Here is a 24,248-nt window from a genome sequence, read left to right as displayed (position 1 = left end):
TTCAGTAACAGGTCTTTATTTAAAACAGCCACTTAGGAAGATGTCAGCAAGATCAACTTAAGGAAAAAGCTCAAAAAACGACCCTCTGTTTCAGAGGATATTTACCAAGCAATTGTCAAGTATTTCTGATAAGATGCCTGGCCAAATTAATTTTCCCAAAAGGTTAAATGGCCGCCATGCGAGTAAAAGCCTCCAACAGCAAAGCAAAACCAGCTCCCGCCGTTGAAACCAGCGAATCGATCAACGAACAAATCGCGGCCTTCCTGAAATCGGGCGGCGAAATCCAGCAAATTGCCAAAGGCGTCAGCGGCCAGACTTTCGGCCCATCCAAGCAGATCAGCCTCGGCAAGAAGTAATTCCCCCGCATTATCCTGGTCCCTTAGCGCTTTGCCCTCAAAGCGCTAGGACTGGCACCCTTCTCTCCTCCCCCTAGCACTAAAAGTCGACCAACGGCCCTTATCCGCTGTTCCTGGCCGCTATCCTTTCAGCTCTCTGGATCAATAGTTTCAGCCAACTCCCAGTTCATCACTGCCGGCCTTCCGCCCTGCGACTGAACGGCTGGCAGCCTTCCGGGTTCAGATGCAGGAACCCGAACTCGCAAGGACTCGAACATGGCGCGCCAGTGGCCCCTGCTTATCTCGTTGCTGATCCTCAGCCTGCTGCTCGGCGCCTGCAGCCGAGTCGGCCTGGCCTATCGCAACCTGGATGTAATCATCCCCTGGACCCTCAACGACTACCTGGACATGAACAGCGAGCAGAAAAGCTGGTTCAACCAGCGTCTGCAGCAGCACCTGAGCTGGCATTGCAGCACCCAGTTGCCCGGCTATCTGGACTGGCTCGATCGCCTGCAACTAATGGTGCAGAGCAATCAGGTCAGTGATCAGGACCTGCAAGCACGAACCCGGGAAGCCAAGCAGGCCATCGCCGAGACTGTAAGACAGATCACCCCTTCCGCTGTAGAACTGCTCCAGGGCCTGGACGACGGGCAAGTCAAAGAGATGAACAACGCCTTCGCCAAGGACCAGCAAGAACACCGCGAGCAGTACCTCACGCCATCATTGGCGCAACAGATCCAGCAGCGCAGTCAGCGCATGAGCAAGCGCCTGAATGCCTGGCTCGGCCCCCTGACCCCCAGCCAGCAACAACGAATCGAGCAATGGTCTGCCTCCCTGGGAGAGCAGAACCAGCAGTGGATCGCCAATCGCGTCCATTGGCAGACGCAATTCAGCGCCGCGGTGGCGCAACGCCGAGACAGCGATTTCCCACAGCGCATCGAGCAGTTGCTGGTCAACCGCGAGAGTTTATGGACAGACGACTACCGCCAGGCCTACGCCCACACCGAACAGGCCGCACGCAGCCTGTTGGTTGACTTGATGGCCGCCAGCAGCGTGGACCAACGCCAGCACCTGCTGAAGAAAATCGACGGTGTACGCAAGGACTTCGCCGACCTGAAATGCCTGCAGAACGCAAGCCAGGGCTAGCATCGCGAAACTAGGCGATCTGCGCCTTGGAGGCCACCTCGTCAAAGGTATCCGCAGCCAGGGCATCAGCCTGTTCATCCAGCACCTGACGCGGGTGATCGTTGCCCGGAATACTGCTGTCGATCAGACACAGCAGGCTTGAGCCGCGAGGCGTCAGTACAAAGTTCTCGCCATTGCCGCCCTCTTCCTCGGGCCTGGTTTCAATAAAACCCCGGTCCAGCAGCAACTTTTCGTACTGGGTGGCGGTGACTTTCAGTTCATCCAGATTGCCGGTGGGCTCACCTTCAGCCTCCTTGGCCGCCGCATGCTGCTCGGCGTAGGGGCGAGGCGTGAAACTGTGGCCGGCGCCGTTCTGCACTTCGTGCAGCAGTCGCTCAATCAGATCCCAGTTATATGTGGTCATTGCGGTTCAACCTCCAGACATGAGAATGAAATGCCGTTCATAGGTTGTGACCGACCGGGTTTTCAGCCGTTCAGGAAATACGCCGCGCCAGCCTGACCCCTGATCGGAAAACCGCTGGGCAGCTTGTCGATCCAGCCCTGCGCCAAACGACTAGCGTGTGTAAGACCCATGCCCCCTGCCTTGAGGAGAAACGCCATGAGCACTACCGATCACCCCGTGGTCTCCCGGGAACAATGGCTGCTCGCACGCAAGCAGCACCTGATCCATGAAAAGGCCTTGACCCGCCAGCGCGACCAGCTCAGTGCCGAGCGACGGGCGTTGCCCTGGGTCAAGATCGACAAGCCCTACCGCTTTCAAGGCCCCGACGGAGCACTGAGCCTGGCGCAACTGTTCGGCGAGCGTAGCCAGTTGCTGGTCTACCACTTCATGTTCGGCGCCGGCTGGGAAGAAGGCTGCAAGGGCTGCTCCTTTCTCGCGGACCACTTCGACGGCGCCAACCTGCACCTGGCCCATCACGACGTAACGCTGGTGGCTGTCTCCCACGCGCCCTATGCCCAATTCCAGAGCTTCCGTCGACGCATGGGCTGGCGCTTCGACTGGTATTCCAGTGCCGGTGACGACTTCAACCAGGACTTCGGTGTCAGCCTCAGCGCCCAGCAGCTAGCCGCGGGCACCGCGACCTACAACTATGAACAGGCCAGTGGCGATGAAGCCGAGTTGCCCGGCCTGAGCCTGTTCTATCGCAACGACCAGGGTGAGATTTTTCACACTTACTCCACCTATGCCCGCGGACTGGACCTGCTGGTGGGGGCCTATAACTTCCTCGACCTGACGCCCAAAGGGCGCAATGAAGAGCAGATCATGGACTGGGTCCGCCTCCATGACCGCTACGAACAGACACCCGAAGGCAAGGGAAGCCACCCTTGCTGTGGTGACGCTTAAGATCCTGTTCACCGGCAAGCCGGCTACGGGGCGTTTGTAGGAGCCGGCTGCCGGCGAATCGTACCAACAGGCGATTGGCTCTCACAAACGGCACAAATCTGCGGCAGACTGCAACGTCCGCCCCACAGCGAACTAATCTGCAAACATGAGCGCCGCCTACCACAGCCTCCACGAATACACCCTGCGCATGAGCCGGGTGCTGGAGCATATCGACCAACACCTGGACCAGCCCCTGGAGCTGGCTGATCTGGCGCGGGTGGCGCATTTCTCGCCCTACCACTTCCACCGCCTGTTCAGCGCCTGGGTCGGAGAGCCCCTCGGGGCCTACCTGCGGCGTCGGCGCCTGGCCTGTGGGGCTTATCTGATGGCCAGCCGCCCCGAAGCCTCAATCCTGGAAATCGCCATGGATGTCGGCTTCGGCTCCGGCGAAGCCTTCTCCCGGGCCTTCAAGCAACACTTCTCGGTCTCACCCAGCACCTGGCGCGACACCGAACCCAAACGCTGGCACCGCCGCCTCGACGACATCCGCGAACGCCGCCTGCGTGAATTGAGCAATCCTGATCAGACCCACATCCCGGCCTTCGACGATCCTGACGCCTTCATTCATCTGAAGGAAACCAGCATGAACGTCACCCTGCAGCAACTGCCCGCCACCCGCGTGGCCTACCTGCGCTACATCGGCGCCTACGGGCCCGGCATCGGCCTGTTCTGGCGCGAAACCGCCATGCCCTGGATGCTCGAACACCAGCTGTTCAACCACGTGCGCTACGGCATCGGCCACGACGACCCGGACCTCACCCCCGCCGACAAATGCCGCTACGACGCCTGCGTCGAAGTGCCCAAGGACTTCAAGGCCAGCGCCCCCGCCGTCGTCACCACCCTGCCCGGCGGCCTTTACGCCGTGGCCCACTTCCGCGGCCTGGGCCCGGCTATCGCCGACGCCTGGATCGAACTGTGCCGCGACTGGCTACCCAAGAGCGGCCTGCAGTTCGACCCGCGCCCGGCCTTCGAGCGCTACCCGGCGGATGCGTACTACGACCTCAAGACGGGAGAGCTGGAGTGTGAGATCTGCATTCCGGTCAAAAAGCTGTAACCCAAAAAACACGCTGATCCCCATGTAGGAGCGAGCTCGCTCGCGAAGAACGCCAACGATAACGCGCTGTTACTGACAGAGCGCGGCGCCATCGGGTTCATCGCGAGCAAGCTCGCTTCTACAATCCCGACACACCCACTCAACGAGAAGGAATGGCCGTGATATCACGAACGATGAACTTCGGCAGAGCACGAATGTAGAAGTTCTCCACATCCGAATTACCGCTGTTGGTGATCGCCCCCAACATGGTCTTCATATTGCGCAACTGCCCCATGGCCCCGGCAGGCTGCAAACCATTGCGCTCCTGGGCGAAATGCAACACCTCGGCGCCGTCGCGCTTGACCTGAACCTTGTAGCCGAAATCGACACTAGCCAGGATCGTATTGTCATCGACAACCATCGACACCAGCCCACCCTTGGAATCACTGAGGCGGCGCTTGTACACCGCATTCACATCCAGCAGGTAGTCGGCGCTGTCCTTGGTGGCGGCGTAGCGATTGGCATTGCCCAATTGCCGGATCAACTCCATGCCCAGTTGTTGGCGCAGCTTGTCCTCGGGCAGAAAGCGCTCGCTCTCGCCGATCAACTGCAGGTTGAAGGTATCGATCCAGTAAGTGGCGGTAGCGGGAATCTGCACCGGTTTGGGCGAGATGTAATAGTCCGGGGTGGAGGCACAACCGGCGAGCAGAGCTAGGGTGAAGAGCAGAGACAACAGACGCATGACGGATCTTCCTTGAGAAGGTTTTCAACAACGCACCGCCACCTGAAAACCACCTGTGGCATGGCGATAAGCGGCGGCATTGTAAGCCAGGAAAATCACGGCGAACCGGCTCGTAAAGATACTCTCGGCAAATTAGGAATTGCCTTACGGCAGAAGCAGACGATCCAGTAGGAATGGGGCTTTAAGGACAGGGGGAGCGCTGGATATAGTCGAGGGGTCGTTGAAAGGACGACCGGGTTTGGCGACCTGATTTACAGAGTCCTCAGTCAAACTAAAGAGGCTCAATAAATGACGCGTTATCAAGCTATAACCGGCCACGACTGCAACATTCCCTCCCTGCTGATCGATACCCAAGCCCCCATCGACGTCCTGCACGATGCAGCGGCGTATCGCATTCGCGCCGTGACTCAACTGCTGGAGAACTTCGCGATTTGTGATGACGCGCCCAAAGGTGCAGTGGTGCTGCAGGAACTGTCGCTGGTGTGCAGCATTTTGCTGCGCGATGGGTGTGATTTGATGGATGTGGCAGGGCGACGGATGCAAGGGCAGCTATCCGCATAAACAGACAGGGGCATTATAAATCCACCTCCTTTATCCAACCGCTGCGGGCGCTCTGCCAGAGACGCCCGCACTTTCAACTCCGGTCTTCCGCATTCGTGGCAGCCTTACCTCGATTTCTCTTAAGTTTCTTATCACACAGATCCCTAACAAATCACCAACAACCTCAGCTTTAATTCTGCTGAGGTATCGCCGCCATATGCACACATCAACATTTTCAAGAAACCACTTACAACATCACTATCCTTCATTAGCTCGCTCACGCCGATCCTCCTCAGGGTTAGTCGACAACATCAATATCAAATCCATCACTATCGCCTTTCTCAAAGCCAAACTTTCTACTCCCGTCAGCTTGAAAAATTATAAACCTATCATTAACCACATCAGCTTTATGAAGGTAATCACCTACAGCAACTTCAGTTCCAAAGTTCTCAGCAAGATATTTCGCAAACCCAGCCAGAACCTCGCCAACAACTTCAAAGCAGCAATAGAATATAGCCAAAGTCCTAAAACCCACATCACTATATTCCAGCCTGACTCCGATAGATTTTTCCTGCATAACTTCTGACAACGCCCAAAAAGCATCGACACTTAAAGCATTAAAATCCGAAAATTCAAAAAAATACGTAAGTGCAACCGAAATTTCGCTCATATTGATTTCTTTTCTGATCGAGACTTCAAATATTGAAATATTCATTTTTTGCCATTAAACAAGTCTATTAGTTTTTGACGAGACGCTTCATTCAACGCGGCATTTTCTATACACCATCTGATAAAGCGCCCAAATGCAAAGTAGTGCTATAGAAAATGTCACTGGCGTGCAGAATTTTGCTACGCGGCGGGTATGATTTGATGGATTTTACAACAAGGTGAATACAGGAGCAGGTACATCAGCAAGCAAAAATCGCGGCTTGAAAGTCGCGATTTTTCTCTCGTACTCTTCGACGCTCAGTTCGTGACAAGATAGTTGCTCTTATTTTCCGAAGCAACCCCTCTTCCAGCCAGCAAAGTATCATCAACATCAGTTTCTTTACACCAAACATCAGTCAAGAAACATATTCACATCTAATATCAGAAAAACCAAAACCACTCACAACTCCCTTAAGTCTAAAAACATACTCAGTAAAATCCGGCACAGTGCCAAAAACACAAATTCTATTTATTGAAATAGACAAGGATATACAATCCCGACTAATTAAGAACTCCCCTCCAAACCTACCATCAAAAACCATAGCAATACCAATCCTCCCGAATGGCGAATGAGAGTCGAGAAATTCCTTTAAGTTGAAATGCTCAGCATACTCTTTCTGCCAATCATAAGAGTCAATATCTGATGACAACAAAAATAGGACATCCCCTTCAAAATCAAAACTCCACCCAGAATCAAGTAGTGCCATCACTATATCTTTTGGACTACAAGGCCGAGACAGACTTACATCTACAGATGCTTGGCTACCCATATTAATACTCCTTAAAAACATCCCTTTTGAACTCAGCCACTCCTTAGCATGGTGAACGAGAACGTTAAAGCTCGAGTGTTGAAGGGGTGTTTGGTGATTACGGCGGAGTAAAATAAATCACTCCGGTTAAACCGGGGGTGATTTACTCAGAACAAACCAACTCTAAGCCAACTATCAGAATCAGAAAGTTGATATATAAGATTTCCGTAAAGCCTCAGCGGTTCGAGAATCAGCAGAATGGCCAGCAGACAACTCGACAATGTCTTTAGCCGAGACAAAATTCGAATCTAAGAATTCAACAAAACTATGCTTAAGAGCACTAATTCTAACACCAATCACACCAATTTTCTCATGGGCACTTTCAAAAGCCACCCAATCAAACCCATCATTAAAGATTACTATCGGATAGCCGCCCCTCCCACCAAAAAATCACGAAAGCCTTCTTGAATAGATAATACGTCAGACTCAATATCGCTATCACCAAGTGAAAAGCAGGAACTACTTATAAGATCACAACCAGAAAATTTAATTAAAACATCCGAGTTAGAACTTAATAAATCAACTCGAATCAGACCTGAAAACGAATCTAAAAAATCAAATAATGGTCTTTCGAAAAACCAAAAGCCAAGTTCATCACCAAAAAACATATTAGCCGGTAAGGCTTTCTCAAAATCGATAAGCTTAGACAAGCCATCAACTAAATGGCGACAACCCTCAGCATCTATCACTGACACGCCCATAATTAATCCTCACTAAATTGAATTTTTGTGACTGCTTTTTTAACACCCTCAATCGTCAGCGAGGCTGAAGGCTGTCCTATTGATGTAGAGGATGGATAAAACTGATATGTTTTTTTATCCATTGCTTAACACTGTCACAGTTCCATCTTGAGAAATAGTTTTCTTATAGCCATTGGACTTAAGTGTTTTTATAGCACTGCTAGACGTAATGCTAGCCTCAATTTGATTCGCGCTATTCCGAGTAGCCTTCGGTAGAAACTCAATACTTGTACTTTCTATTTTTTGAGCCGCAGTTCCTTTTGCAGCAACTAACTGCCAATGGCCTCTTTGCGACGGTACACGACCCGCCCAAGCTCAGATAACACCGGAAGTCTTTCGCTACCCACAATTAATTCAGAACGGCATCTCAAGCTAGAATTTTGATATGCCGTATATTGACAAACAATATCTTCAATCTCCTCGACATCGTCCTCAAGGTTCTCTTCAAGATAGAACCTCAATACCCACTCATCGCCACACCACAGCAATGCGACCATTCTAAAGTTGGCAGAGACCGCCCCTACCAACGCCTGAACAAGCATTAGCACTTGAAAGTTCCAATCTTCCAGCACAGGCTGATCACTCATTTCTGACTCCAGTTTGGATTTGTGGGGACAATGCTCGGCTTTTTTGTTCCCTTGATAACAAATACGTTAGTCGGCTGATCAGTTATACCAACGCCGAGATTCACGTTAGTTCCAGTAACACCCTCAAATTTAACCACTGGAAAACCTTGACCATTCTTTCCTGGGATTTTCACTTGGCCGGAGTGGTAAGCGTCAAGCACTTTTTGAGCATCTGAAACACTGTTCACGAAACCAACGCTCCCCCGCTCCTCAAGCTGCTGTGTCCCTGCAGTATGACGATTCTGCCTCTGGCTTATTTTTGTTGAGACCTCAGGAAAGTCTTTAGGTGTAGGTATTCCTTTTGCCGCGACTTCACTGAGAATAACTAACTATTCTTGAATATATGACACTGGGGCAGAATCAAAGCCGTTCCAAAACACCCATAATCTTCCACAACGAGAACACTTTAGGGCACTATTCATCTCTCGATAAATCGCCTCCAACCCCCCCCCTTGGAACTTGTCAAATTTCTCATCTGAAATAAAAAGCCATTCAATTGGATTCGGTATCTCACCAAAACTTAACTTATTATCACATTTACAGAGCATTGATGGCATTTCAGTTACCTATGATAACGATATCATTAATTTTTTCGCCCCTGAACCATTAACTCTCCGCAGGACATCTCCCAACTGCTCTCTGGTAACGGTGCTTCTAGATAAACCTAGAACAATCCCCTTAGCTTGCGTATTTTTCTTTGCTATCGCAGAAATTATTCGGTCCGCATTACCCGTTGTAGGGGTATATACATCATAGCTAACACCATCGACCAGAAGATCTGAAGTTTTCCCTTCTGCTCTCGTGCCAACAGGGCGACGCAGCTCAACTTTTTTTACCTTGAGCAGCCATATAGTATGCAGAATTTATCCCTGACTGAGAGAAACTTCCATTTGGATCTATTCTAAGTTTACCTTTTGCAGCATTAAATCACGCCAATATTTCGCAACTTCACTTCATCCGCAAACTCTAATCCACCAACTTCTACCTTAGACCCATCTATGTAATGGGAATGACCACAAACGTTACACTGATAAGCCAATAGCCCGTTATGCCTACCTATAAAAACGCGCATCCCATCAGACTCACACCTAGGGCATTTCTTATCCAATTCGACAGTTATCAACGCCTCCATTGTATCGCGTAGAAACCGCGCAATAGACTCAGCTTCTTTAGCCTGACATTCCAAAATTACTTTTTTGAAGTGTGCTATATCACTAGGTGAAAATGATGAATAATCAACAGGCATTAAATTTTCGTTCACATGTGAAAACTCATCGAATCCGTAGCTCGAAAACGGCTCAACAGTAAAATACTTATAATTGCCCCTAACCCACGAAAGAATCACCACAAGAACATCTCTTAGTGATGATTCCTCACTAAGCAGCATCACAGCCGACTGAAGTTCACGCCACACATGCATAGGAAGAGATCGCATCAGTTCATCGCCTTAACTGGGAAGGTGGTTATTAAGTTGCCAGCCCTATCGGTAAACACCTTTATCACTGAAGTAGGAAGACCTCCATCTTTCAGCGTAGTAGTGCCAACGATCCTGCCTGTATCAACAGTCCTTACAAACTGACCATCTGGTAACGCAGTAACTGGTGATTTAACGACTGAACTACTCTGAAGAACTCCCTTCAACTCATTTTGGCTGATAGTAAACACCGAACGGGAGTTGGAGACTTCTACGCCAAAATGACCTTTCAGCACATGATCAAAGCCCGCAGATACTGGCTTACCGGTATCACGAAGCGGAGTGGTTTCCGTGCGACCATTGGCAATATTTATCCGAGACTGTACTCGACCGGGGATCTGAGTGACAGCTTCGCCTGTCGCTTTTGCAGCCTGCCCCGCTGCAACTTCCCCTCGTACACCTCCCGACAAAAACTTACCTAACGCCGCAGCCAGCCCCATGCCAGTGAGCTCACCGGCCATGAACATAGCCCAAGCCTTGGTGAATTCAGTAGCAGGTTGAACACCTTCGAAACCTCGACTTCGAGCAAGATCCAGCTTTGCCTGAGCTATTTCATCAGCAGTTGCTCCTTGCTGCTGCATGCTCTCCGTGAGTGTAGTGACTGCCTGTCCATACTCTGCCAAACCTGGAGGCAGGTATTCAAAGAAGTTGTACTGCGTAGCATTCCCCGCCACCCAGGCGCCAGTCTGCATGGCTTTCTCGTCCCCGCCTTGCGCGGCGGCGGCCAGCACACCGAGCACTTGCGAGTTCATCACAAGTAGCTTTTTTCTCTCATCGTAGGACATCTGCCTGTATTGATCCCACAGCGAGCCAACCAGTGCCTCGTTCACTCCAGCAGCCAAGGCACCTGTCTTGAAGTCGCCGCCCGCCGCCTCCGCTGCAAGGCCGCCCATGATAGCGTGCAGACCGATCTTGGGCAGGCGGCCCTCTTTGAGGTCCCATTTTTCGGGCCCGCTCTGGTCACCGACCCAATTGAACCCTGCTGCGGTGAAGGCGTTAGCCAAGCTGGTGCGCAGGGCGTCGCTTAGTTTGGCATCGCCGCCTAACGCGCGCTCTAGCAAGACTGAGGTGCCATTCTGTAGCGCTTGGTTGGCGGCAAACTGGCCAATGCCCTGCCAAATGTTGAGCGTGGCGCCGGTGACGGTGCCGCTATTGGCCAGTTGCCCGGCATGACCGTCAATAGCCGGAGAGGTACCTGTTGCGGTCTCGGTGCCAGTCCATTGGTCATAAAGACCAGCTGTCAGGCCGGCCGTTACGCCGGTCACAACATAACCCTTCAGTGCATCTTTCGAGGTGATGTCTTTGACTACCGCTCCAAGGTTGCCTTTGTTATTGATGGTGCTGACGGCCGTTGATCCGGCGGCGGAAGAGGCTATGGCTGTGAGTGCCACGTTTGCCCAACCAGCTGAAGTGGCCGCCGTAGTTGCTGTCGCCGCCGTACCGGCTGCCATGGCACTACCTGAACCGGCCGTAGCACTAGCTGCACTGCCAATGAGTCCGCTCGCTGCACCGGCGGTGAAGTAGGCGACGACAATAGCGATGATGATGGCTGCTCCACCGCCCAGCCCAGAGTGGCTGTATTTGAAACTGTCGTGCAGCTCTTTCACCTGCCGCCAGTCGACGTCACCACGCGCCTCCATCTCCTTGATCCAGGCCAGTTGCGGGTCGGCCTGCACCATAGCGTCGATGGCCTGACTAACGCTCTGTTGGTTGACCTGCTTGATATCGATCTTCAGCCCCTCAACGGCCTTGATCACAATATCGCCATGGGCGATCAGTTGGCTTTGCAGCAACGTTTCATCGGTGTTGCCTTTGCCACTCATCGAGTTCCAGACGAAGCTGCTCTTGCTCTTCTCGTGGCTCTCTTGGTGTAGATCCTTGACAGCTTCGAATGTGATAGCGCCGCCGCTATCCAGGGTGATGTCCTTGCCGCTCTCCAGCTTGGCAACCTGATACCTCTGGTCACCGTCGCTCTTGAGCGTCAGGTTGCCACCGGCACTGATTTCGCTGCCGATATGTGTGGTGCGGGTGACTTCGTCACGCTGGGTCTGCAGGTTGCCAAAGCCTCCCTTCTTCTTCATGTCATACAGCGAATGCTCACTGTCCTGCTCCGCCAGCAGGTTCAGTTCGCCACCGGCCACCAGATAGGCTTCATCTCCAGCCTTGACCTTGCTGGAAATCAGGGTCATGTCCTGGCCAGCCTTGAGCGTCACATCCCCGCCCGCCGTCACCGTGGTGGCTTGTTGGTGGACGCGATCCTCTTCGCTCTTGGTGGTACCGGTCTTGCTGGCCCAGTGTTGTTCATTGGCGGCCGAGGCCAGGGTCAGGTGGTCCTTGGCCGTCATCGAGACGTCACCCTCGGCGTCGATCTGGCTGGCGATGGCGGTGACGTTGCCTCCGGCCTCAATGCTTAGGTCACCGCCGCTCTCCAGGGTGGCGCCGTGCTGGGTTTTGCTCTGGTCGAGGTTGCCGATGCCGCGGTCGTTGCTGACCACTTGTTCGACGGCGTTGAGGCTGACGTTGCGACCGGCCTTGATGCGGGTGTCGCCACCGCTGTGCAGGACGCTGCCGTTGCTATCGAAGTCCCGTTCGGCATTGATGCTCAGGCTGTTGCCGGCTTCGATACGGGCGGCGCTGTCGAGGAAGTCGCGACGCTGCTCGCGGACGTAGTCTTCGCTGCTGCTCTGGTGGGTGGTCAGGGTGCGGTCGTTGATCACGTCGCCCTGGGTGGTGGTCAGGGTCACGTCGCGCCCGGCGATGATGCCGCCGGCGCGGTTGACCAGATGGTTGCCCGCGAGCAGATCCTGGCGGTTACCCGCCTCCACCAACCCACTATTGACCAGGTTCTCCCCCGCCACCGCCGACAGATCATTGGCCGCGCGCAGGGTGCCGACGTTGTTCAAGTCCTTGCCGGCAATCAGGCTCACGTCCTTGCCCGCGATCAGGGAGCCGTTGGGCGCCAGGCGGTTGTTGGCCTGGGCCAGGTACAGCACTGGCACCAGCACTTGTTCGCCGTTCACTTCATGGCTTTCCAGCCAGACGATGTCGTGGGTCAGGGCGGCGATTTGTTCGGAGGTCAGGGTCACGCCCACCGACAGGTCAAGCTGTTGCTTGCTCTGGATGGCGTTGTCCATCAGGTGCTTGAAGAGTTTTTCGTTGCTGTCCTGGCCGTCGATAAAGCGCTGGCCGGTGCGGGCCACCATGGCTTGCTGGATGAGTTTCTGTTCGTAGAAACCATCACCCAGGCGCTTGGTGCTGTCTTCCGGGTTGTAGCCGAGATTGGACAACAGGTAGTCCGAGCTCATGAACTGCTTGAGCTGTCAGCAAGATGTTTCCAGAGGTTTTTTATACTCCTCGTGAGTTGCTACTACTCGTCCTCCACGTTACCCTTCAGCCTTCGCAGAAAATGCTGCGATTGGACTTGGCGGTCCAAACAGATATAGGCGCAACAGCGCCCCCAATACGATTGCAGGCGCTTTTTTTACGCCCGCACTCTCGTGTTATGGCGGGTTGCGCAGGGACTCCTTCGGGAGTGCCAGGTCCTATATCCCTGGTCCGCCAACCTTGTGCAATCCGTCACCCTTACTCTGCTTGGCGGCAGACGGTGATGGTTCTAATTGATATAGGAGTAAGCCCTATGACGACTCTGAATCGATACATGCCGATTACCGGCCATGACTGCAACATTCCCTCGCTGCTGATCGATACCCAAGCCCCCATTGACGTCCTTCACGATGCAGCGGCGTATCGCATTCGCGCCGTGACTCAACTGCTAGAAAACTTCGCGATTTCTGATGACGCGCCCAGAGGTGCAGTGATGCGGCAGGAACTGTCGCTGGTGTGCAGCATTTTACTGCGAGATGGGTGTGATTTGATGGATGTGACGACAAGGCGAATGCAGGAGCAAGTGCTTCAGTAAGCAAAAAAGGGCGGCTTGAAAGTCGCCCTTTCTCTCTCGCCATTGATGGCGATATCGATCGATCAAAAGCTTAATTACTCTCTTTGACGATAGAGTGGCAACTACAACCAAAACGCACTACCACACCTAAGTTTCGTGCACTTATTCCGCACATCTTCAATCACTTCAAAACCACAACATAGCCTTTCAACTCTGCCTTTAGCCGCTCAAACAGATGTTCTTCTTCTTTATTAAACTCCGCCTCATCCTCCTCGCTAGAAAATCCAGAGTCAGGAGGATATTCTTCATCTAAGGTATCATCATACTTAAGTGCCCATGACATTAGATCAGCTTTGAGCTCTTGTGAAATCGGCAACTCCTCGGGATCAACATTCCCAATAGAGTCTGGCGACAAGCTCCACAATGGAAAACACTGATAGTCAGGCATCAGTTTAATAACTTTCATTCCACCCTCAAAACTAGTTACACCCTTGAGAGCAACTTTACTTTTATGATCCGATATAGATACCCTCGGCAGATCCAGGCGAGCTAATAGGCCAGTTCATTTTTTTAGCCACCCCAGCAGCAAGCCCTCTTATTTCCTCCCAGTGGACAGAGTCGTACAAAGAATTTTTAGTCCAAATCTGCGAATTAGACTCACCAATAATAGATAAAATATTCTCATCTAGATTTTGAATTGCCAATAGCGCACCGGCTGACACCATCTCTCTAAAAACCTCAAGACCTTCTAAGACATCCTCCCAAATTAATGCAAGCTCATCTGCAACATTAAAAAGTTGGAAATAAACGCACCTGCTCAGATACTGGAATAGCCAAAGCTTGAATTATCCATTTTAATTTTGACAACATCAAACTAACCTCCAGAAACAAACTTTGCCTTTTCCCCAGGATTCGGCTTATACGTTGAAGGATCAAATATCTTTATAGCCCCCCGTTGTAGTAGAAACTTTCTAATAAGCTCCTTCATGCCGACCTCCACCAGAATCAACTTGAATCTGCGAAATTTGGGGATACCCTTTACCTCCACAATTAGAGTCTTGCTGAAACCACGAGTAAATTTAGGATGAGGCCTGTTTAAGCCAATCATCCCTCAGACCCGTTAAAATATTCAGAACGTTGGAATAACTCAAAAATGGCACCAAAAGAGAAAATCCAAAAGACTCACACTCAATATCTATAGGAAGATAAAAATCAAAGTCCTCTCTTTCACTAGAGAAAAAACTTGCATTCAAATGACTTTTTACAGCAACAACCTCCTCAAAAAGAACCTTGCGAACTTCATCTTTTTTCGAAACAAAAAATCCATCTACACATATATCTAAAACGCCGCTCTCAAGATTTACAGAACAAAGCAACTGCCTTTCATCTGCAACCTCATAAAAACGCCCTCGACCCGATGCATCTAGTTGCCTCATTCTTTTTTCAAGGGTACGACGTATCTTCACTTCTCAAGCCCTTTTAAGAACCCTTTCAACCCTTCTCGGGTAGCGGGGAAACTGAAGGAAAAATTTTGCTTAACATTATCCACACTACCCGTACCCAACATCGCTCCTTCCTCAGTTGCATAACGGCCTTTTAAAGTAATTTTCTCTGCCCCTTGAGACTGCGCATAGTTGAGCATCTGTTTCAACGGGCCAACCAACTCAGCTGCACCATCTGGCCCATAACCAAAATACCCCTTTGAAGTGCCTACAGAAAAATCGTTAAATATTATCTCACCATTACTCAAACTAACCTTAGGAGAATAGATTGTTCCTATACCATTCGCAGCATCAAAAGAAGCAGAGCCCAAGTTTTTAGAGGTATTTTTTGAACTATCTGACTCACTATACATCACCCCCGGATTCAGCTTGTGCTCCGGAGTTACATAGGCACCATCCTTCTGCACCCCATCCAGTTGAGTACCGCCGGTATGTGGCGTTGTAATAACTCCGCCACCCTCAGCGTAGCCCCCACTGGCAGGATTCCCTCCTGATGCATCAACAATCGGATTGACCAGCTTTCGGTTTTCGTCATCAAGCAGGTGAATTGGAAACGGCATGTGGGTTACCAACTCCCAAAGCCCCATCGAAACCCTCAGCCGACTCTGCACTTGCTCCTTTGTTTCAGAGACGCCCCGGCTGACACTTTCAATCATCGAATTAGCAGAGTTACGCATCCGCTCTTGACTTTCAGGTGTCAAAGTAGGATAGACCAGAGCCGCAGCAAGTGCTGCCATTGCTCCAGCATAGCCTGCCACTTGTGCATAATTCTGCGCTGTTGTAGGAGAACCTCTCAGAGTGGAAATCATTGCTGTCAGCTCAACTGATTTCTCAGGGCTTTCGCGGACAATTTCCTTCATCCGAGCGAGAAGAATCTTTTCCCCATCGGAACTTAAGTCTCCCAACTGCTCCCTCAGGCGAAACTCAATAGCCTCCGCTCGTCTGTTCTCATCCTTACTGAAGGCTTTTAGATAGTTTTCGGTTTCTACCAGGACTCTATTAATTTCTTCGGATGAGCCCTGAAGATTGTCTGGCGACGCGATTAGAACGCCCATGCTGGCCAAGAGAAGAGTTAGCTTTACCATCGTCTCCCGGCTTTTTTCCCCATACAACTCAACACTCTTCTTCCACTGCTCATACGCCTTCTTCGGACTCGCCACCGCCCCAAGGGAAGAACTGCTCGCATACAAATCCGTACGCGACTCCTCATCCTTGGTGATCTCATACGCCTTGCTCACATCCCGGTTCAGCCCGGCGGTTGAATCAGCCCCGGTCTCGGCATCCTTGCGCACCACGATCTCGCCCGCCCCGACGGTGGCGCGGACGATCTGCTCGCGGTCCTTCTGGTAATCCCAGCCGCTGACGCTCCAGCCGGTTTCACCTTCCTTGCCTTTACCCACCTGGCTGCTGTCTTGTGTGGTGCCACTACCGGAGCTGTAGGTGCCGCCCACGTTCAGGTAATAGCCGTGCTCCTTGTCCTTACCGGCGATATCGCTGAAGCCCAGGGTGCCGGTGTCCAGCTTGAGGTTGCCGTTGTCAGCGGCGATCAGCGCACCGTCGATCTGGGTGTGGTTTTCGGTGCGGATATCGACCTTGTTCTTGCCAGTGATGCGGGTTTGCTCTTCAACCCAGTCGGTCTTGCCAGTGGTCTGGCCGTAACCGACTGAGCCACTGAGCCCCGGGGCAGGACCAAAGGTGGCGGTGACGCTAATGTCGAATTCCTTGCCCTTGACCTTGCCGGTATCGGCGACCGAAGCGACGTTCAGGTCCCCCCCGACACGCCCGATCACTTCATCACCACGCAGGTTGGCACCAGAAATGTTGGTGTCCTTGCCACTGGTGAAGCCCAGACGGTCCCCGGCATAGAGATAGGCCTCTTGCTGGCGCTCGCCTTCACGCTCCAGATTGCCCTTGCCCATGCTGACGCTGACGTAGACGCCCACGCCTTCCGAGCCGAAGGTGAAGCCCATCTCCCCACCACCACTGTTGCGGTTGTTCTCGCTGCTGTGGTCGTTCTGCGCGGCGCGGATGTTCAGGTCGTTGCCAGCATCCAGGTCGATGTTGCGTCCGGCCTGGGCCTGGGTCCCGATCAGGTTCAGGTCGTTGCTGGCCTTGAGGTTGATGTCGCGCCCGGCATCCAGTTGGGTGGCGGTGGAGGAACCTTGGCTGCTCTCGGTGCTGGCGGTGCCGAAGCTGCCGCCGACGCCGATCTTGAAGCCACCGCTGGTGCCGCCGTGAATGCCGCCCCACATCTCGGTGTCGCGGGTTTCCTCGCTGATGCTGCCTTTGGCCACGTCCAGGGTGACGTCGCGCCCTTTGATGTTGATATCGCGCCCGGCACCCAACTGGCTGCCCTTGACGGTCACATCGTTGTTGGCCGTGAGGTTCAGGTCGTTGCCGGCCTGCAGGGTTGAAGAGCGGTTGCCCTGCTCGATGATCTCTTGGCTGCTGCTTTGCTTGCTGTTGCCAAGCTTGACGTCGGCGGTCGGCCCAGCGAGGAACTGGCTGACCGAGTCGACGGCCTTGAGGGTGCTGGAGGCTTTGCTGGTGTTGTTTTCACCGTCGCCGGCACCATTGACCGCGTCCTTGGTCTTGCCGTAGTTGTGGTTGAGGGTGACACCCAGGCCATTGCGCTCGCTTTCACGCTGCTGCTCGGTCACCCGCACTTCCCGGGCGGCGTCGATCTTGATGTCGCGGCCGGCCACCAGGTTGATGTCGTGATCGGCCCGAAGGTCGGAACCGATCTGATTGATGTCGCGCTTGGCGTTGACCGTCAGGTCTGCACCGGCGCTGATCTGGCTGGCGGCGGCGGTCTGGGTTTCGACGCGATTCTTTTCCTTGTTGCGCTCGGCCCCGGCGAAGAGGCTGACACCGTTGTCGTCACTGCTGACGCCTACGCCGACTTGCTTGCTCTTCTTCCAGTCCTGCTCCGCCGAGCTGTTCTGTGCCGCCACCACATTGACGTCACGTCCGGCGTCGAGGCTGACATTGCGTCCGGCGCTGATGCCGCTGCCCACCACGTTGATGTCGCGCTCGGCCTTCAGGCTCGCATCGCGCTCGGCCAGCACCTGGCTGCCCACGCTGGTGCTGCTTTGCGCCTGGCGCCCGGACTCCTTGGCCGAGGCAAAGGAGACGCTGGCCCCGGAGGAGGACAGCCCGACCTTTTTCTTGTACTGCTCGCTGCGGCTGTAGGCGCTGTCGTTGGCCGAAACCAGGTTGATGTCACCCGTGTCCTTGACCAGCCCGGCACGCAGTTCCACATCGTTGCCGGCGGTGGCTTCACTGGCCCGCAGGCGGATATCGTTGCCCGCGGCCACCACCACATCGTTGCCAGCGCTCAACTCGCTGCCGACCTGGGTCGCGGTGGTTTGCAACTGGCTCTTACCGCTTTTCGACAGGCCGAGGAAACCGGACTTGGTCTTCTTGCTGTAGGAGCCGTGTTCCTCGACGCCGGAGAGGATCGCCACATCGCCGGTGGCACCGACCATCAGGTCTGCACCGGCCTTGAGCTGGCTACCGATCACCGTGACATCGCGGCCACCGTTGATGCTCATGCCGCCATCGGCTTTCTTGCTGGTGTTGAGGGTCAGGTCTTTCCCGGCCTCGACCACAGAGGCGATGTTGGTGCTGTGGTAGCTCTCCTGCTGTTTGCTGCTGCTCTGACCAAAGGAGCCTTTGCCCTTCTTGGACATGAAAGAGGCCGTTTCATCCTTTGCCGACAGCACATTGAGATCGCGAGCAGCATCCAGGACGACGTTCTGCGCACCTTTAACCTGGCTGGCCAAAAGCGTTAGATCCTGACCTGCCTTGATCGACAGATCACCACCCGCCTCAACGCGTGAAGACTGCTGGCGAACCTGATCGTCAGAACTTCTACCGTTACTGGTTTTGAACGAGCTATGACCCGCATTGGCCGCAGACTCGATGGCCACATCTCGTGCTGCAACCATCGACAAGCTTTGCTGGGCAGCAACCTTGCTCGCCACTACTTGAATGTCTTGACCCGCTGTTGCTTTCAGACTGCCGGCTATCTGGACGTCACTGGCATTTTGTGTGGTCTGACTACGCGTCCAGAGATCCTTCTTGAACTGGCCATTGCTGCTGTTCGCCTGCTCGGTGGACGTAATGGACAGGTCACGCCCAGCGCTGAGCACCGCATCACCGCCTGCGGTCAATGCGCTACCGGTATTTTTCAGGTCCCGGCTTGCAGTCAGGGTCAGATTGTTGGCGGCCTCGATACGCGCTGCACTATCAACAAAATCGCGCTGCTCATTACTGATGGAAGTGGAGCTCTGGTGGCGAGTCAAAGTGCGCTCGTTAACCACGTCCCCATCAGTTGCCGTCAAGGCCACATCACGCCCAGCGACAACACCACCGGCCTTGTTCAGAAGATCCTTGCCCGCCGTCAGATTCAGGCCCTTGCCCGCCTCCACCAACCCACTATTGACCAGGTTCTCCCCCGCCACCGCCGACAGGTCATTGGCCGCGCGCAGGGTGCCGACGTTGTTCAAGTCCTTGCCGGCAATCAGGCTCACGTCCTTGCCCGCGATCAGGGCGCCGTTGGGCGCCAGGCGGTTGTTGGCCTGGGCCAGGTACAGCACTGGCACCAGCACTTGTTCGCCGTTCACTTCATGGCTTTCCAGCCAGACGATGTCGTGGGTCAGGGCGGCGATTTGTTCGGAGGTCAGGGTCACGCCCACCGACAGGTCAAGCTGTTGCTTGCTCTGGATGGCGTTGTCCATCAGGTGCTTGAAGAGCTTTTCGTTGCTGTCCTGGCCGTCGATAAAGCGCTGGCCGGTGCGGGCCACCATGGCTTGCTGGATGAGTTTCTGTTCGTAGAAACCGTCCCCCAGGCGTTTGGCGCTTTCGTCCGGGTTGTAGCCGAGGTGGGACAGCAGGTAGTCCGAGCTCATGAACTGCTTGAGGTTGGTCAGCGCCGGGTTGGTTTCGATCAGGTACTTGTGCGGCCGGGACAGGCTCGCGGCGTCCGGCAGGCCGGCGATCTGCGCAGGCGTCGGGGCCTGGGCCAAGGTGCTGCCCTGGCCGCTGAGGCGGAACAGGCCGTTGCCGCTGGTGGGCAGGGTGAAGCCCGGCAGTACCAGGGGGTTGACCTGTTGCTGGGCCAGTTCCGGGGGCAGTTGCGGGTTGATCCGGATCGGCGTCGAGTAGCCGTTGCCAACGCCGGTGTCGGTCAGGGTCTTGCCAGCGCCGACGTACTCGTAGAAGGAGCGGATCACGCTGTTGTCGAGGGTTTTGTCAGCCTTGAGGTTGACTTTGCCGCCAGCCTGGATGGTAGCGGCGAAGGATTGGTCGCCGTTCACCACCTTGCTGCTGGAGGAGAGCATTACCCCGGTCCAGGCGATAAAGGCGCTGAGGTCGGAAGCAAAGCTGGCCGAGGGCGTCGGGTTATTGCGGGCGTTGAACGCGGCGGCACGGGCGGCGGCGTTGCCGGTTTCGTTGACGTAGCTCTGATACCGCCGCAGGGTGGTGATTTCCTGGGGTTGCAGGCCCTGGTTGTGGACGGTCTCGGCTTTGACGTTGATGTCGCCGGCCGCCGTGATCAGGCTGCTGGTGTTGGTCAGTACCTGGGTGTCGATCTGCAAGTCGGCGCCGCTGTTTAGGCTGGCGGCGGCGCTGCTGTTGGTCACCCGCAGGCGGTCGGTCTCGGCCACTTCCCACAGGCCGTTGATGCGGCCACCGCCACGGTCGTCGCAACCAATCCACTCACACGGCAAGCGGGTGATACTGGCCGCGCTCTTTTCGTGCTCGGTGTACTCCAGCACGTCCATGACGTTGTTGACGGTGCTGGCGGCGATGCTCAGCTTGCCGAGGCTTTCGATATCCCCGGAACGGTTGTCCAGCAGGTCGGCGCGGGTTTGCTGGTCGTCCTTGGCGATCAGCGCGGTGCCCAGGCTGTACACCTGGGCGTAGCGGTTGGTGAAGCTGGTGGTCAGCAGCTGCATATTGCCGCCGCTGGAGATCAGGCCGTGGTCATTGACCAGGGTGGCGGCGGTGAGGTTCAGGTCTTCGCCGCTGCCCAGGGTGCCGTGGTTGTTGATGCTGGCGGCCGTGAGGTGCAGGTTCTGCTTGGCGGTGATGCGCCCGGCGCTGTTCAGCGCACCGTCGATCTTCAGCGTGCTGTTGCCGCCGCCGGCGATGCTGGCGCTGTCCGCCAGATCCAGTTGGGCGGCATGCAGGTCCAGTTGCCCGAGGCTGCTCAGGCGCCCCTTGCCGCTGTAGTTGCCGCTCAGGTCGAGGTTGAGCGCGGCGTCGCTGCCGATCAGGCCGTCGTTGCTCCAGTGGATGCCACTGCCGGTCAGGCCGTTGCCCGCCAGGAGCTGGCCGTCGGCGGTCTGGGTCAGGTGGTCGACCTTGACCAGCAACTGGTCGGCCTGGATTGCACTGCTGTTGGTCCAGCGCTCGGCCTCCAGGGTCAGTTGGCCGGCGGTCTTCAGGCGGCCGCCGACGTCTTCGAGGTTGGCCATGGAGATGCCGAACACGCCGCTGCCGCTGTGCAGCAGGCTGCCGCCGCGGTTGTTGAAGCCGCCGGCGTCGAAGTCCAGGTCGTGGTTGGCGGTTTCCAGGAGGCCGTCGCGGTTGTCGAAGGTGCCGCCGATATCGAAGCGGGTTTTGCTCACCAGGCCCAGGGACCGCAGTTGCCCGCGCTGGTTGTCCAGGCTGGCGGCAGCAGTGGCCAGGGTGCTGCGGCTTTCGATCAGGCCCTGGCGGTTGTCCAGGGCGCCAGCCAGCTCCAGCTCAATCTGCCGGGCGCTGATCTGGCCGGCGCTGTTGTCCAGGTCCTTGGCGCTGATATGCAGGCCCTGCTGGGCGAAGAGCGCGCCGTCGCGGTTGTCGAGGCGGCCATCGGCAGCGGTTTCCAGGGTGGCGCCGCCGTTGAGGGCGGACACCTTGCCGGCCCTGTTGTCGAGGTGGCCCGCCTTGAGCGTCAGGTCGCCCTGCTGGGCAATGATCTGCCCGCCCTGGTTGCCGGTAGCGGCGGCAACCTCAAGGCCCAGGGTGGTCTTGGCCTGCAGCAGGCCCTTGGCGTTATCCAAGTGATCGGCATTGAGTTGCAGGTCGGCTTCGCGGCTGAGGATCTCGCCGCCATCACTGTTCTGCACTTCGCCACTGGCGCTGATCAACACCGAGTCATTGGCCGCGACACGGCCTTTCTGACGGTTGTCCAAGTGTTCGGTGAACAGCCGCAGCCACTGCTGGCTGGAGAGTTCGCCGCCCTGGTTCTCAACCTTAGTGCTGCGCTTGAGCAGCAAAGGGCCGGCGGCAGACAGCGTGCCCTGGTTGTTGATCAAGTGTCCCAGCAGATCGAGGGTGACGCCCTGCTTGCCGGTGAAGGTGCCGTGGCTGTTGTCCAGGTCACTGCCGATGAATTCCAGGTCGCCGGTGGCGTTGACTGTGCCGCCCTGGTTGCCCAGGGCCATGGCCTGCAGGGTCAGGGTGGCGGCGCTGTCGATGGAACCGCCCTGGCTGTTGTCCAGCCGGTCGCTGAGTTTGAGGCTCTGTGCACCCGCGCTGGAGATCACGCCCTTGAGGCTGTTGTCGAGGCTCGCGGCCTTGACGTCCAGGGCCTGCTGGCTGACCAGGGCGCCGCCCTGGCTGTTGTTCAAGGCGTCGCTGAGGGTGATGTCGACACCGCCCTTGAGGCTGGAAACGGTGCCTTTGTTGCTGTTGTTCAGGCCGGTGCCCTTGAGGGTCAGGCCCTGCCAGCCCGACAGCAGCCCGCCCTGGTTGTCCAGTTCCGCAGTACCGGTCATCTCCAGGGTCTGTTGCGCCAGCACCACGCCGGTGAGGTTGTCCATGCCGGCCAGCACCAGGGTGCTGCTGCCCTGGCTCGACAGCTCGCCGCCGCTGTTGCCCAAGTGGCCGAGGGTGGCGTTGAGGGACTGCTGACTCTTGATCAGGCCGCCCTGGCCGTTGCGCACCTGATCGGCATTGAGTTGCAGGCGCTCGGCGCTCAGCAGCTTGCCCTGATGGCTGTTATCCAGAGTTGCGGCGCTGACCGTCACCTGGCGCTGACCGCTCAGGATGCCGCCCTGGTTGTTCAGGGTCTGATTGGTCGTGACCGTCAGATCACGGCTGGCCACCACGCTCTTGCCGCTGTTGTTCAGGTTTTGCGCCGTCAGGGTGACATCGCCATTCGGGTTGCGGCTGTTGTCGAGGTTGACCCCGGCTTCGATGATGCCGTGGTTGTTCAGTTGCCCGCCGCTGCCCAGATTGATGCTGTTGGCCGCTGCCAGGGTGCTGTGGTTGTTCAGGTCGTCTTGGGTTTGCACCCTGAGCTCGGTGCCGGCGTAGACCGCGCCCTGGGCCTCCAGGCTCTGCGTCTTGATCGCCACCGCGCCCTTCTCGGCAGTGGCTTCGGCCATGCGCAACTGACCGTTGGCATCCAGTTGGATATCACCGCCACTGGCGATCAGTTTGCCGTCGAGTTTCACCCCCACCCCGGCCTCAGTCCCCACCAGCTTGATAGCCCCGGCATACATGCCGCCCAGGGCACTGCTGTCGATGGCCAGTTGCGGCGCATCCGCCGGGTTGGCGGTCCGCGCCGTGGCGTTCAAGGTCTTGGCGTCGACATCGTTGGCCCCGGCGATCACCGCCAGGTGCTGGGCCTGGATCTCGGCGTTGATTTTCGCGCTGCGGGTGATGATTTCGAACTGGTCGATATTGCTCGCGTTGAGCCCCGCACCTTCAATGGCGACGCTGCCCTGGTCCACCTGGTAACGCTGGATCTGACCGTTCTCGATCACCGGCTTGCCGGTGGTCAGGGTGGCTTTCGGGGTGTTGATGAAGCCGCAGCCGTTGCAGGTCACTCCGTAGGGGTTGGCAACGATCACATGGGCCGATTGCCCGGCCACTTCGGTGTAGCCCTTGAGCTGGCTGGGGCTGCCGCCGTTGACCTCGTTGAGGATGACATTGGCCGCGCGGCCACCCAGGTTGGGGTTGCCGAGGATGATCCCGCCAAGCTGGGTTTGCTGGGTGCGGTTGACGGCGTTGTTGAGGATCACGCCCTGTTGGCCGACGTTGTAGTCGCTGAACTGGTTGTGGGACAGGCCACTGCCATTGGGCGCGGCGATGTTGACGATGGGCACGCCATTGCCGGCCTGACCCAGTGTGGTGCCGCTGCCGTTGACCACGATGCCGTCGGCCATCGCCACCACGGGCTGCCAGAACATCATGTTGGCCAGGATGAACGCCAGTCCGCGCTTGGACAGCCCCCAGAACGTATCCCGCGCTTGCAGGGTGGCGGAAGGCTGGCGGGCCAGAAAGGCGAGTTGGCGAACGTCCATGTCAAA

At 55.7% G+C, this 24,248-nt stretch carries 18 protein-coding genes and 1 pseudogene; 6 read left to right on the top strand and 13 right to left on the bottom strand.

Annotation, left to right across the window (positions count from 1 at the left end; all coding sequences use genetic code 11):
- Window positions 1-167 precede the first annotated feature (167 nt).
- Both DWF74_RS23825 and DWF74_RS23820 read left to right on the top strand, forming a co-directional pair.
- Window positions 168-356, top strand: coding sequence for a hypothetical protein (locus tag DWF74_RS23825; RefSeq protein WP_016962619.1), 189 nt, complete (start codon window positions 168-170; stop codon window positions 354-356).
- 255 nt (window positions 357-611) lie between these two features.
- Window positions 612-1,481, top strand: a complete 870-nt coding sequence (locus tag DWF74_RS23820; protein ID WP_115581843.1) for a DUF6279 family lipoprotein — start codon at window positions 612-614, stop codon at window positions 1,479-1,481.
- 10 nt (window positions 1,482-1,491) lie between these two features.
- Here the strand turns inward: DWF74_RS23820 and DWF74_RS23815 are convergent, their stop codons facing one another.
- A complete protein-coding gene (locus tag DWF74_RS23815; protein WP_102861695.1) occupies window positions 1,492-1,884 on the bottom strand; it encodes a transcriptional regulator in 393 nt (130 codons plus the stop codon).
- Between the two features lie 195 nt (window positions 1,885-2,079).
- On the opposite strand from DWF74_RS23815, the gene DWF74_RS23810 reads away from it, so the two are divergent.
- The gene (locus DWF74_RS23810; protein ID WP_115581842.1) at window positions 2,080-2,826 is read left to right on the top strand and encodes a DUF899 domain-containing protein; all 747 of its coding nucleotides are present in this window, start codon (window positions 2,080-2,082) and stop codon (window positions 2,824-2,826) included.
- 145 nt (window positions 2,827-2,971) lie between these two features.
- Window positions 2,972-3,919 carry an AraC family transcriptional regulator gene (locus DWF74_RS23805; RefSeq protein ID WP_115581841.1) on the top strand — a complete coding sequence of 316 codons (948 nt, stop codon included), beginning with the start codon at window positions 2,972-2,974 and terminating at the stop codon, window positions 3,917-3,919.
- Window positions 3,920-4,058: 139 nt separating this feature from the next.
- Here the strand turns inward: DWF74_RS23805 and DWF74_RS23800 are convergent, their stop codons facing one another.
- Window positions 4,059-4,640, bottom strand: coding sequence for a hypothetical protein (locus tag DWF74_RS23800; protein ID WP_115581840.1), 582 nt, complete (start codon window positions 4,638-4,640; stop codon window positions 4,059-4,061).
- A 288-nt stretch (window positions 4,641-4,928) separates the two neighbouring features.
- On the opposite strand from DWF74_RS23800, the gene DWF74_RS23795 reads away from it, so the two are divergent.
- Window positions 4,929-5,201, top strand: a complete 273-nt coding sequence (locus DWF74_RS23795) for a hypothetical protein (protein ID WP_115581839.1) — start codon at window positions 4,929-4,931, stop codon at window positions 5,199-5,201.
- A 277-nt stretch (window positions 5,202-5,478) separates the two neighbouring features.
- On the opposite strand, the gene DWF74_RS23790 is transcribed toward DWF74_RS23795, so the two are convergent.
- From DWF74_RS23790 to DWF74_RS23770, 8 genes and pseudogenes are all read right to left on the bottom strand, one after another.
- A complete protein-coding gene (locus DWF74_RS23790; protein WP_115581838.1) occupies window positions 5,479-5,850 on the bottom strand; it encodes a hypothetical protein in 372 nt (123 codons plus the stop codon).
- A gap of 394 nt (window positions 5,851-6,244) precedes the next feature.
- Complete coding sequence (locus DWF74_RS30480) at window positions 6,245-6,658, bottom strand: hypothetical protein (protein ID WP_162884114.1); 414 nt, start codon at window positions 6,656-6,658, stop codon at window positions 6,245-6,247.
- 398 nt (window positions 6,659-7,056) lie between these two features.
- Window positions 7,057-7,398: a hypothetical protein gene (locus tag DWF74_RS30475; protein ID WP_162884113.1), complete on the bottom strand. Its 342-nt coding sequence runs from the start codon at window positions 7,396-7,398 to the stop codon at window positions 7,057-7,059.
- 308 nt (window positions 7,399-7,706) lie between these two features.
- Window positions 7,707-8,024 (bottom strand): hypothetical protein, encoded by a 318-nt coding sequence (locus DWF74_RS23785; RefSeq protein WP_115581837.1) that lies wholly within the window; start codon window positions 8,022-8,024, stop codon window positions 7,707-7,709.
- Window positions 8,021-8,320 carry a polymorphic toxin type 50 domain-containing protein gene (locus tag DWF74_RS23780; protein WP_240322078.1) on the bottom strand — a complete coding sequence of 100 codons (300 nt, stop codon included), beginning with the start codon at window positions 8,318-8,320 and terminating at the stop codon, window positions 8,021-8,023. The genes DWF74_RS23785 and DWF74_RS23780 overlap by 4 nt, the downstream gene beginning before the upstream one ends.
- 309 nt (window positions 8,321-8,629) lie before the next feature.
- Window positions 8,630-8,836: a hypothetical protein gene (locus DWF74_RS31080; protein WP_430757475.1), complete on the bottom strand. Its 207-nt coding sequence runs from the start codon at window positions 8,834-8,836 to the stop codon at window positions 8,630-8,632.
- A 149-nt stretch (window positions 8,837-8,985) separates the two neighbouring features.
- On the bottom strand, window positions 8,986-9,498 hold the full coding sequence (locus DWF74_RS23775) for a hypothetical protein (protein ID WP_115581836.1): 513 nt from the start codon (window positions 9,496-9,498) through the stop codon (window positions 8,986-8,988).
- Window positions 9,498-12,854, bottom strand: a pseudogene (locus DWF74_RS23770) (DUF637 domain-containing protein); the annotation flags it as partial. The pseudogene DWF74_RS23770 and the gene DWF74_RS23775, both read right to left, overlap by 1 nt.
- A 329-nt stretch (window positions 12,855-13,183) precedes the next feature.
- Here DWF74_RS23770 and DWF74_RS23765 point away from each other — a divergent pair.
- Entirely contained in the window at window positions 13,184-13,456 is a 273-nt protein-coding gene (locus DWF74_RS23765; protein WP_205413513.1) for a hypothetical protein, read from the top strand.
- 160 nt (window positions 13,457-13,616) lie between these two features.
- Here the strand turns inward: DWF74_RS23765 and DWF74_RS23760 are convergent, their stop codons facing one another.
- The 3 genes from DWF74_RS23760 to DWF74_RS23755 form a co-directional block, all read right to left on the bottom strand.
- Window positions 13,617-13,901, bottom strand: a complete 285-nt coding sequence (locus tag DWF74_RS23760) for a hypothetical protein (RefSeq protein ID WP_115581834.1) — start codon at window positions 13,899-13,901, stop codon at window positions 13,617-13,619.
- A gap of 613 nt (window positions 13,902-14,514) precedes the next feature.
- A complete protein-coding gene (locus tag DWF74_RS30465) occupies window positions 14,515-14,901 on the bottom strand; it encodes a hypothetical protein (protein WP_162884112.1) in 387 nt (128 codons plus the stop codon).
- Entirely contained in the window at window positions 14,898-24,242 is a 9,345-nt protein-coding gene (locus DWF74_RS23755) for a hemagglutinin repeat-containing protein (protein ID WP_115581833.1), read from the bottom strand. The genes DWF74_RS30465 and DWF74_RS23755 overlap by 4 nt, the downstream gene beginning before the upstream one ends.
- Window positions 24,243-24,248: the final 6 nt, after the last annotated feature.

This window comes from Pseudomonas protegens, assembly GCF_003363755.1.
Lineage (GTDB): Bacteria > Pseudomonadota > Gammaproteobacteria > Pseudomonadales > Pseudomonadaceae > Aquipseudomonas > Aquipseudomonas danubii.
The sequence above is the reverse complement of the archived record's forward strand: the minus strand, read 5'-3'. Positions and strand labels throughout refer to the sequence as shown.

Coding starts and splice junctions, on each gene's coding strand:
- DWF74_RS23810 (WP_115581842.1), top strand. CDS start 2,080: ATGAGCACTACCGATCACCCCGTGGTCTCCCGGGAACAATGGCTGCTC.
- DWF74_RS23790 (WP_115581838.1), bottom strand. CDS start 5,850: ATGAGCGAAATTTCGGTTGCACTTACGTATTTTTTTGAATTTTCGGAT.
- DWF74_RS30480 (WP_162884114.1), bottom strand. CDS start 6,658: ATGGGTAGCCAAGCATCTGTAGATGTAAGTCTGTCTCGGCCTTGTAGT.
- DWF74_RS23800 (WP_115581840.1), bottom strand. CDS start 4,640: ATGCGTCTGTTGTCTCTGCTCTTCACCCTAGCTCTGCTCGCCGGTTGT.
- DWF74_RS23825 (WP_016962619.1), top strand. CDS start 168: ATGGCCGCCATGCGAGTAAAAGCCTCCAACAGCAAAGCAAAACCAGCT.
- DWF74_RS23755 (WP_115581833.1), bottom strand. CDS start 24,242: ATGGACGTTCGCCAACTCGCCTTTCTGGCCCGCCAGCCTTCCGCCACC.
- DWF74_RS23795 (WP_115581839.1), top strand. CDS start 4,929: ATGACGCGTTATCAAGCTATAACCGGCCACGACTGCAACATTCCCTCC.
- DWF74_RS23815 (WP_102861695.1), bottom strand. CDS start 1,884: ATGACCACATATAACTGGGATCTGATTGAGCGACTGCTGCACGAAGTG.
- DWF74_RS23785 (WP_115581837.1), bottom strand. CDS start 8,024: ATGAGTGATCAGCCTGTGCTGGAAGATTGGAACTTTCAAGTGCTAATG.
- DWF74_RS23760 (WP_115581834.1), bottom strand. CDS start 13,901: ATGAAAGTTATTAAACTGATGCCTGACTATCAGTGTTTTCCATTGTGG.
- DWF74_RS23820 (WP_115581843.1), top strand. CDS start 612: ATGGCGCGCCAGTGGCCCCTGCTTATCTCGTTGCTGATCCTCAGCCTG.
- DWF74_RS23775 (WP_115581836.1), bottom strand. CDS start 9,498: ATGCGATCTCTTCCTATGCATGTGTGGCGTGAACTTCAGTCGGCTGTG.
- DWF74_RS23805 (WP_115581841.1), top strand. CDS start 2,972: ATGAGCGCCGCCTACCACAGCCTCCACGAATACACCCTGCGCATGAGC.
- DWF74_RS30475 (WP_162884113.1), bottom strand. CDS start 7,398: ATGGGCGTGTCAGTGATAGATGCTGAGGGTTGTCGCCATTTAGTTGAT.